Origin of the sequence: Actinomyces sp. ICM58, from assembly GCF_000283035.1 — a bacterium.
In the GTDB taxonomy this organism is placed as follows: Bacteria; Actinomycetota; Actinomycetes; order Actinomycetales; family Actinomycetaceae; genus Pauljensenia.
On sequence record NZ_ALIY01000064.1, the window covers coordinates 1 to 9,504 of the forward strand.

General features: G+C 67.6%; 5 protein-coding genes and 1 pseudogene. 5 read left to right on the forward strand and 1 reads right to left on the reverse strand.

The genetic code is table 11. The annotated features are described in order from the left end of the window. Nucleotides 1–335, forward strand: a pseudogene (locus HMPREF1138_RS11220) (hypothetical protein); the annotation flags it as partial. A 142-nt stretch (nucleotides 336–477) separates the two neighbouring features. After that, entirely contained in the window at nucleotides 478–1,848 is a 1,371-nt protein-coding gene (locus HMPREF1138_RS03315) for a Fic family protein (RefSeq protein ID WP_039936686.1), read from the forward strand. A gap of 274 nt (nucleotides 1,849–2,122) precedes the next feature. On the opposite strand, the gene HMPREF1138_RS03320 is transcribed toward HMPREF1138_RS03315, so the two are convergent. Beyond that, nucleotides 2,123–5,371, reverse strand: a complete 3,249-nt coding sequence (locus tag HMPREF1138_RS03320; RefSeq protein WP_009056521.1) for a lysylphosphatidylglycerol synthase transmembrane domain-containing protein — start codon at nucleotides 5,369–5,371, stop codon at nucleotides 2,123–2,125. A gap of 113 nt (nucleotides 5,372–5,484) precedes the next feature. Between HMPREF1138_RS03320 and HMPREF1138_RS03325 the strand changes: the two genes are divergently transcribed. From HMPREF1138_RS03325 to pheA, 3 genes are all read left to right on the forward strand, one after another. Continuing rightward, nucleotides 5,485–6,111 carry a DedA family protein gene (locus HMPREF1138_RS03325; protein ID WP_039936688.1) on the forward strand — a complete coding sequence of 209 codons (627 nt, stop codon included), beginning with the start codon at nucleotides 5,485–5,487 and terminating at the stop codon, nucleotides 6,109–6,111. 3 nt (nucleotides 6,112–6,114) lie between these two features. Further along, nucleotides 6,115–8,406 carry a DUF6541 family protein gene (locus HMPREF1138_RS03330; RefSeq protein ID WP_009056520.1) on the forward strand — a complete coding sequence of 764 codons (2,292 nt, stop codon included), beginning with the start codon at nucleotides 6,115–6,117 and terminating at the stop codon, nucleotides 8,404–8,406. A gap of 138 nt (nucleotides 8,407–8,544) precedes the next feature. Then, nucleotides 8,545–9,504: prephenate dehydratase (gene pheA, locus HMPREF1138_RS03335; RefSeq protein WP_009056516.1), on the forward strand; the 960-nt coding region annotated here is incomplete at its 3' end.

Consider the following 9,504-nt stretch of genomic DNA (forward strand, 5'->3'; position numbering starts at 1 on the left):
CCCTGCCCGGGGGCGACGCCGACACCGCGCTGACCCCGAAGGGCGGGCAGAGCGGAGAGGTAGCCTCGGGCGCGCCGAGTCGCGACGACGATCCGGCGCGGCTCGTCGTCATCGTCGTGCACCTTCAGGAGGGGGCGGACCGCGAGGCCACGCTCGCCTCGATCAACGAGGCCGTTGCCGGTATTTTTCCGGGCGCCTCCGTGACCGTGGAACGCGAGTATCGCAATGTCTTCCAGGGCTACGCGCTGCGCGCGCCCGCCGGGTCGCTGGATGCGATCCGGGCCGTGAGCGGCGTGAAGCTGGCGGCGATCGAGGGCGAGATGCGAGTGCAGTAGCGCCGCGGCGGCGTCGGGCGAGGCGGGGGTGAGCGCCGTTCTTCGAACGTGGAATCCTGCGACCTGATGCGCCTGTGTTTCTACTTGCTTCAAATTAAGATTAAATTAGAAGTAATCTGACATTTGTGTGAACGGAGCAGTCATGAAGACTCCTGTCCCTCCGCCCTATCGGCTTGACGAGCTGCGCGAACGCGTCATCGCCAGTTTGGCGAACGCGGATGATGAGCGACATCTCTTCGTTCTCCGTGCCCTCGCTGGCGGACTGGACGATCCAGAGTATCGCCCGTGGGAGTATTACTTCCGTGCCGAGCCGGTGCCAGATGGGCTGATGCGTGAGGAGTGGTGGTACGCGGTGCGCACTGCGCGCGCCTCGACGGCCCGGCCCACTCCCTTCATCATGACGGATGGGACGCGCCTGACGTTTAATCTCCCAGATCGCTTCTTGCGGTTGAATGAGGAGATTACGGCACAGGCACGCGGTCAGGTGGAGCTGCCCGCAGAGGTGGCGACGCAGGGGGTGAGGGATAGGTACCTGATCAACTCTCTCTACGAAGAGGCGATCACCTCCTCCCAGATGGAGGGGGCGTCTACGACGCGGCGTGACGCGAAAAAGATGCTTCGAGAAAAGAAGGATCCGCGCACTCGCTCGGAGCGGATGATTCTGAACAATTTCCTTGCCCTCGAATTCGTGCGCGATCACTTGGGTGAGGAGCTCACTCCCGAATTCATCTGCGGGGTCCACCGCATCGTGACAGATGGGACGCTCGACGAGGCGGAGGATGCAGGGCGCCTGCAGCGCCAGGGTGAGGAGCGAATTCGTATCTACGGAAGTGAAGGCGATGAGCAGCTGCTGCATGTGCCGCCGCCGGCCGAGGAGTTGCCTGAACGGCTCCAGCGTCTGTGCGACTTCGCCAATGGCGTGGGGGAGTATGCGTCGCAATATGTGCCGCCCCTCGTGAGGGCGCTCGTCGTTCATTTCATGATGGGCTACGACCATTACTTCGTCGATGGGAACGGGCGCACAGCCCGCGTCATCGCCCAGTGGGTCATGCTTCGTGAGGGCTTCTTTCTCATGGACTTCGTGCCTGTCTCAAGGCTTCTGCACAAAGCGCCCGCGCAGTATGCCCGTTCGTTCCTTGAGGTTGAGCAGGATGAAGGGGATCTCACCTACTTCCTCATCTGGCACGCCGAGGTCATGTGTCGAGCAATTCGTGAGCTGCATGAGTATCTGGCGAGAAAGTCTAAGGAGATGGGACAGATGAAGCATCTTCTGAGGCGCACCGAGCTCAATAATCGACAGATCGGGGTCATTGAGGAAGCGTTAAAGGATTCTGCTTTCACTGTGACAGCTGCTGCACATGCGGACAGGTACAGGGTGACGCTGCAGACGGCGCATGTCGATCTGCGTGGCCTTGAGGATGGGGGATACCTGATGCGTGTCAAGCGTGGCCGGAGTTTCGAGTGGTACCCGGTTCCAGATCTTCAACGCCGGGTTCAGGGAGTCGACGAGTAGTGCGAGTGTCATATGCGCCACGGTTGTTATGACTGAGATGGGGGACGAGAATCTTGCGGTGCGACGAAACGTCCAGTTGCTTCAAATATGATTCAAATTAGAAGGAACTAGAAGTGGGTCATACTCGTGCCCTGATGTCGCGCATGACCCAGCCTCGGCCTCATCCGGAGTGACGCGCAGCCAACTCGCGGTACACATCTGAGCCCCGCGGCGCACGCAAGGAGGAGCGAGCCCCGTGAGCATCCCCAGGGCCGAGGCACAGGATGCGTAAGCCTCAGATCAGATCCTTCTTCTCCATGTACTTCATGGCGAGCCACCCGAAGGGGATCCGCCCGTAGAAGGTGACGAGACGGTACAGCAGGGCGGTCGCGATTGCAACGGACGACGACACGCCAGCGACCGTCAAGCCCGAGGTGAGGGCCGTCTCGACCGTACCGATACCGCCCGGCGACGGGATGAAGGACCCCGCCGCGTTCGCCGTCAGGTAGGTAATGGCGACCGTCGAGAAGTTCAGGGAACCGCCCATGGCCACCATCGCGGTCCAGAAGGCGCCCACGTAGCCGATGTTCATGAGCAGGTTGCCGCCGACCACGGCCGCCAGACGTCGAGGCTGCCCGACGATCCACAGGAGGCGCGGGTAGACCTGCTGGTAGGTCGGCTGAATCTTCGCCCAGATCCAGCGGCGCACCTTCGGCACGGCGACGATGACGCCGACAGCGACCATGACGAGCGCGACGATCGCGAGGATCGTGCCGTAGGGGACGGACACGGACAGGGACGAGCCCGCGCTAACCATGACAAGGATCAGCAGGATGATCGTGATGAGCGCCTGCGAAATCTGCATGAGCGTCACCGTTGTCACGGCCATCGCCGTGGGGACGCGGCGCTTGCGCAGGTAGCGCAGGTTCAGGGCTGCAGGCCCCACGCCCGCGGGCGCGACGATCGTGATGATCGAGGCAGCAACCTGTGCGATCAGCGTGTCCTTGAAGGGCAGTTTCTCGGGAGACAATGCGATGAGCGGCACCGCGGAGCCCACCCAAATGAGGCACGCGAGCACCGCGGACGCCGCCATCCACCACGGGTTCGCGCTGGTGACGGTGGAGACGAGATCGCTGAAGTTCAGCGAGGAAACGACGATGAAGACCGCGATGAAGGCCACTGCGATCGTGAAGATCGTGCGGGGGCGGAAGCGCTGCAGGTCGGCCGTCGGCGCGGTCTCGGCCTCGGAGTCGCCCACGAGGGCGGCGCGCAGCTCGCCCAGCAGGTCGGAGCGGCGCAGGCGCTGGTTGATCGAGGCAGGCAGGACGGGCTTCTGGATGACGGGCGCACACGCGATCAGCGTGTCCTCGCCGACGCAGCGGCGCCCCGCCTCGAGGGCGCGCTCGGGACCCACGGCCAGGGCAGTGAGGACCAGCATCTGGGCGATATCAATCGACTGGTTCAGCTCGGTGGTCGCCACCTCGCCGGAATCCCAGTCGAGGAGCCACACGTCGTTGGAGGCATCGACGACGACGGCCTCGGGCGTGAGGGCGCGGTGCGAAATGCCGCGGGTGTGCGCGTAGTGCAGCTGCTCCCACGCGCGGTCCAGGACCTCGTCCGAGGCCTGCTCGCCCAGCTCCGTGAGCGGCGTCGTCGGCGGGAGGGCGGACAGGACCATGATGATGGAGTCGTTCGCCGAGGCGATGGCGATGGGCTCCTGGGTGAAGACGCCGGCGCGCAGGGCCTGCAGCGTCGTGAACGACGAGCGCTCCGCCTGCGCCTTGAGCGAGGGCGACACCCACCTGCTGATGCCGCGCAGCCGCAGGTTGTTCCACATCTCGAGGAGGGTGCCCGTCAGCTCCTGGCCCGGATCCATGACGATGAGCTCATAGGCCAGCCCGGTGTCGCTCCACACCTGGTAGTGGCGGTGGTGGTCGGGGTCGGGGCGCCGCGTGACGGTGACGCCCATGTCGCCCAGGTCGGCGGGCATCTGGGTGAGGCGCCCGCGGGCGTTCTCCGCGACCGCCCACGTGGACAGGGGCTCGGTCGACGTGTCCAGGTCGGTGCGCACGATGCGCGAGGGGGTGATGCCGATACCGAGGAGGGCCTCCACGAGGGCGGCGCCCTTGGCCCGCTGGTCGTCGAATCCCATGACCCAGCGTGAGCCGGAGCCGAACGCGCGGCCGATGAACACGGAGATGAACGCGACGGGCAGGGTCATCGAGGAGCGCAGGACGCCCAGGACCAGGATGATCCACAGGCCCGTCCAGCCCCAGCGAATGGCCTTCATGGACTGGGCTTCGCCGGCGGAGGTGAAGAGGGCGCACAGGGTGACGATGACCAGGTTGATCGCGATAGCGAGGCCGGTTTGGTGGCCCTGCGTGGCGATCGCGCGGTCCACACTCAGGGGAGCGGTCAGGTAGGCGGGAAGGAGGCCTGTCAGCACGATGATGGTCCATCCGCCGACCGCCGCGATCACGCTCGTGACGAGGGCCTGGATGATCGCCTGGAGGCGCCTGCGTAAGGCGAGGGAGACGATCACGAGGATCGGCGTGATCAGGATGATGAGGCCTTCGACCAGGTTGACGGGCAGGATCAGAATCTTGCGGACGAGCTGGAATTGCAGGACGTCCATGGTGACGCCGTGCGTCGTGGCGCTGGCCACCGTGCCGATCGTCCAGATGCCGACGATCGCGATGAGGGCGATGACGACGTCGACGACGTCCTCGCGTCGGCGCCGGAGAGTGAACATGCGGTCGGCGATGTAGGCGGGGCGCGGGAGGCGGAGCCTGCGCGCGGGGACCGGCAGGGCGACCTCACCGCTCTTGGCGTGGACGACGACGGCAGAGACCGCGGCCTCGTCGCTGGACTCTGCGGCGGTGGGCGTGTCCTCAGCGTCGGATTCGCGTTCCTCGCGAGGGGCCTCGGTCGCGTTGGTGGCCGAGTCTGTGGTTTCGGTCATATCGGTGATCGCGTCGTCGCTCGGCGCGGGAGGATCGGCGGGCGCGGGCGCGTCGGCCGGGACATTCTCCTGAACCGCGTCCGCTGCGAGCATCGGCTCGCTCGGCGCCTCGGGGATGAGAGGCGCGGGGGCGAGAGGCGCTGCGGGGGCGAGAGGGGCGCCGACTTCGGGAGCGGCGGAGGGAAGCGGGGGCTCGGTCATCGCGGGAGCGGGCGGGGGAGGGGGAGTGAGATTCCCCGGCGCGTCGAGCGGCGGCATTGGCGGAGCTGGGGCGGCGGCGGGGTGAATCGGCGAGGCCGGGGCGGGACCCGGATGCGTGGCGAGGACGGGAGGAAAGCTGGGGGGCATCACGACGGGCTGCGTCGTCGAGGGGGTGACGATGGCGTCCAAGACCTCGGTGCGGGCCTCGGACATGGGGACTTCCGGCGGCGGGGCAGGGGTTGTCGCGGCCCCGGCCTCGTCGATCATGCCCATCAGACCCTCGACCCCGAGCGCGGACGGGTCCTCGGCCGAGGAGGGGACGAACAGGATGTTCGTATCGACGACCGGCGTGCCGTCGTGTGACTCCTTGCGCTTCCTCATGCTGACCATCCTATATTCGCGGTCAACAAAGGTAGGGTTAGGGAGACACATTCCCGGCAGAAAAGGGCTCTATCGTGACCTGGTCTACACTCGCGGCAGCATCGGATCCGTCGATGCTGAGCACTGTTATCGAGTGGTTTAAGAATCCTGAGACTCTGCTTGTCGCCATGGGGCCGTGGGTCCTGTGGGGAACGATGCTCATCGTCCTCATCGAATCCGGCGTGCTTTTCCCCGTGCTGCCCGGCGAATCCCTGCTGTTCACGGCCGGCCTGCTGCATGACCGCCTGGGCCTGCACCTGCCGACCCTGATCCTCATGGTCGTCGCCGCGGCCTTCGTCGGCGCGCAAATCGGCTACTTCCTGGGCGCCAAGTGGGGGCGCCGCTTCTTCAAGCCGAACGCCCGCATCCTCAAGACCGAGCACCTGGAGAAGGCGGAGCACTACTTCACGAACTACGGCGGTCGCTCCCTCGTCATCGGGCGCTTCATCCCCTTCGTGCGCACCTTCATTCCGCTCGCCGCCGGCATGGCCCGCTACCCCTACCCGAAGTTCTTGCTGTTTAACACGCTCGGATCCGTCATCTGGGGCGCGGGCTTCATCCTGGTGGGTGCGCTCCTGGGTAACGTGCCCTTCGTGCACGACAACCTGACGCTCATCCTGGCCGTCATCATCCTGGCCTCCGTCCTGCCCGTCATCATCGAGATGGTCGGCAAGCGTCGCGCCGGCAACGACAAGGAGTAAGCCATGCTGGCCTGGTGGATGCTGGTCCCGACCCTGCTGGCCATGATGGTCGCCCTGGTGCTGCCAGGCTTCATGTGGCTGCGGGCCGGCTCGCGCTCGTCGCTCGTCGCGATCGGCGCCGCGCCCGCGTTTACCTTCGGCCTGATCACCTTCCTCTCCGTCGCCTACCCGGCCTTCGACATCGAGTGGGAGCCCTCCACGGTCATGCCCGTCCTCGGGCTCAGTACCCTCGGCGGCGCGCTCACCTGGGCACTGAGCTACTTCCACCGGACGAACGGCGGATTCGCCCTCAACGGCGTGCCGTTCCGTCAGGCCCTGGGCGTGCGCGCCCCCATCGGCGCCGCGCAGGCCGCGATCCGTGCCGCCACGTGGGGCGCGGTCCTCGTCGGCTTCCTCCTGGCCGCGTGGCCGCTCATCAGGGGAGCCGACCCCGCCAACCCGGTCCAGCAGTGGGACCCGACCTTCCACCAGAACGGCGTCCACGCGATCCTCTACGGCAAGGATGCCAGCCCCTTTGGCGGACTCCACGAGCTCTACGGGGGACGCCGCGTCTACTATCCGACGGGCTGGCACGCCTTCGTCGCGCTCTTCGCCCGCTACGACTCGGTCGTCCAGACCGCCAACGTCTCCTCCCTGGCCCTCATGGCGGTGTGGGTCATCGGCCTGGCCGCCCTCGTTTCCGTGCTCACCGCGTCGCGCAGCGCGCTCCTCGCCGCCCCGGTCATCGCCGGCACGCTCCTGAACATGCCCGCCGACGCGCTCACCATGTACAACCAGTGGCCCAACGCGACGGGCACGGTCCTCGTTCCCGGCCTCGCCGCCGCCGCCATCGTCGCCGGCCGACGCTTTGCGTCGGACCTGAGCGACGGGGAGGGCGTGCGCTCCTTCGCCCGCCGCATCCCGCAGGGAGTGTTCCTCGCCATCGGGTGCCTCGGCCTCGTCGGAGCCCACCCGAGCGCCGCCTTCTCCCTCCTTGCCTTCCTCGTGGCGCCCCTCCTGGCGTCCATCTCCTCCTTCGCGCGCGCCGCCCTCGGGCGCGACGGGCGCGGCCAACTCCTCGCCATTGTCTGGGCGGCCGTCGGCCTCGCCGTCGTCGCACTTCCCCTCATCGCCCTCGCCTCCCCCAAGATTCAGGCGATGAGCAAGTACCCGCGAGCCGGAAGTAGCTGGGGCGAGGCCTTCGCGCACGCCTTCGTGCCCTACCCTCCCTTCGCCAGCACCGCCGCCACCGCCCAGTGGGCACTCCTCCAGACGGTCCTCCTCATCGCGGGCATCGCGGTGACCGCGCACCTCGACACGCTCCTGCGCCGCCGCGACCCCCTCGCGAGCGCCGCCGCCCAGGCGGGGCTTTCCGAGGACACCGACGAGGCCACCGGCGAGGCCACCGGCGAGGACGAGGGCACCCGGGCCTCGGCGCGCCCCGTCTCGACCGAAGAGAAGGCCGCGCCCATGCCCGCGTGGCCGCTTGTCTCCTACCTGATCCTCGCCGCCCTCACCGGGCTCGCATACGCGCCCAACTCCGCGCTACGCACCTACCTGCTGGCCCCCTGGTACAAGGACGCCCGACGCATCATGGGCGTCGAAGACATCGCGCTGACCGTCCTCATGGCCGTCGGCTTCGCCGCCATCGTCCACGTCATCCACGCGGCGTGGACCTCCTCGCTGCGCCGCATCCTTCAAGACCGCGGCGTCGACACCAACGTCGAGGCGCCCCGATGGCCCGTCCAGGTCGGGGTCGGCGCCCTCATCCTCATCCTGTCCGGCTTCGGCGCGATAGACGCACGCAACTCCGCGGTCGCCTCCGTCTACGACCCCGCGCACTTGGGCAAGCCCGGCATGGCCACCAAGGGCGAACTCGCCATGCTCAGGCGCATGAAGTACACGACCACGCCTGATGCCCTCATTCTCGGCGACCCGATCGCGGGAGCCGCATACTCCGAGCTGCTCGCGAGCCGCAAGGCCGTCTTCCCGCAGCTCACCACCGCCAACGAGGATGTCGCCTCCCAGCGGGTCCTCACCCAGCGCTTCCACGACATCGCCACCGACCCCGAGGTGTGCGAGGTCGTGCGCGAGCTCGGCATCACCCACTTCTACGAGGAAGAAGACGGCGCCTACTACAACTTCATGCGCTCCTCGCGCAGCCCCGGCCTATACGGGGTCGACACCTCCACGGGCTTCGAACTGGTTGACGCGGGCGGCACCGCGAAGCTGTGGAAGATCACTGCCTGCGGCGACGTCACCCCCGGCGGCGGCCACGACGCATTCGCCGACGGCATCAAGTCCCGCCAGGAGTAGCAGCGCGCCTGTCAAGACGAGGCGTGCGAGGGATGCGGGCGCGCCCGCATCCCCCTACCTCGCGCGATAGGCCACAATGCGCAGCTGGCGCGCCCGTGCGAATGCCGGGCCCCGGGGCGTGTCGATACCCTTGACACCATGACGACGAACATTCCCGGCCCCGCGCCCCTCGGTGACAAGCTTCGCATCGCCTTCCTCGGCCCCTTCGGCACCTTTACCGAACAGGCCGTCCACCAGGTCGCCCCCGCCGGAGCCGTCCTCCTGCCCATGACGAGCGCCCCCCAGGCGCTCGCGGCGGTGCGCCGCGGCGAGGCCGACCGGGCCGTCGTCCCGATCGAAAACTCCATCGAGGGCGGCGTTAACGCGACGCTGGATTCCCTCTCGCACGGCGACCCCCTCGTCATCGTCGCCGAGATGCACGTGCACGTCGTCTTCCAGCTCGCCGTCCTGCCGGGCACGCGCGCCGAGGACATCCGCCGCATCGGCACGCACCCCCACGCGTGGGCGCAGTGCCGCGGCTGGGTCGAGGAGACCTTCCCGGGTGCTATCCACGTGCCCGCCACGTCGACGGCGGCGGCCGCCGAGCTCCTCTCGGACGGGGACGCTTCCTTCGATGCTGCCCTGTGCAACGCGGTCTCCGTCAACACCTACGGCCTCGAGGCCCTCTACCAGGACGTCGCCGACAACCCGGGCGCGGTCACGCGCTTCGTCCTGGTGGCGCGCCCCGGCGCCGTCCCCCCGCCCACCGGCGCGGACAAGACGACCATCCAGGTGGCCCTGCCCGTCAACGAGTCGGGCGCTCTGCTGACCCTCCTCGAACAGTTCTCGGCGCGCGGCGTCGACCTGTCGCGTATCGAGTCGCGACCCAGCGGGGATGGCCTCGGCAACTACACGTTCAGCATTGACATCGTCGGCCACATTCGCGAGGAGCGCGTCCAGGCGGCCCTCGTGGGCCTGCACCGCTATTCGCCGGAGGTGCGTTTCATGGGCTCCTACCCGCGCGTCGACGGCGTGCGCGCGCAGGTCATCCCCGGCACGACGGACGAGGCCTTCCGCGCGGGTCGCGCGTGGGTCGCGGACCTGCTGCGTGGGGGAGAC

Excerpts from the sequence above, each read along its gene's own strand:
- HMPREF1138_RS03315 (WP_039936686.1), top strand. The coding sequence starts at position 478 with ATGAAGACTCCTGTCCCTCCGCCCTATCGGCTTGACGAGCTGCGCGAA.
- HMPREF1138_RS03320 (WP_009056521.1), bottom strand. The coding sequence starts at position 5,371 with ATGAGGAAGCGCAAGGAGTCACACGACGGCACGCCGGTCGTCGATACG.
- HMPREF1138_RS03325 (WP_039936688.1), top strand. The coding sequence starts at position 5,485 with ATGCTGAGCACTGTTATCGAGTGGTTTAAGAATCCTGAGACTCTGCTT.
- HMPREF1138_RS03330 (WP_009056520.1), top strand. The coding sequence starts at position 6,115 with ATGCTGGCCTGGTGGATGCTGGTCCCGACCCTGCTGGCCATGATGGTC.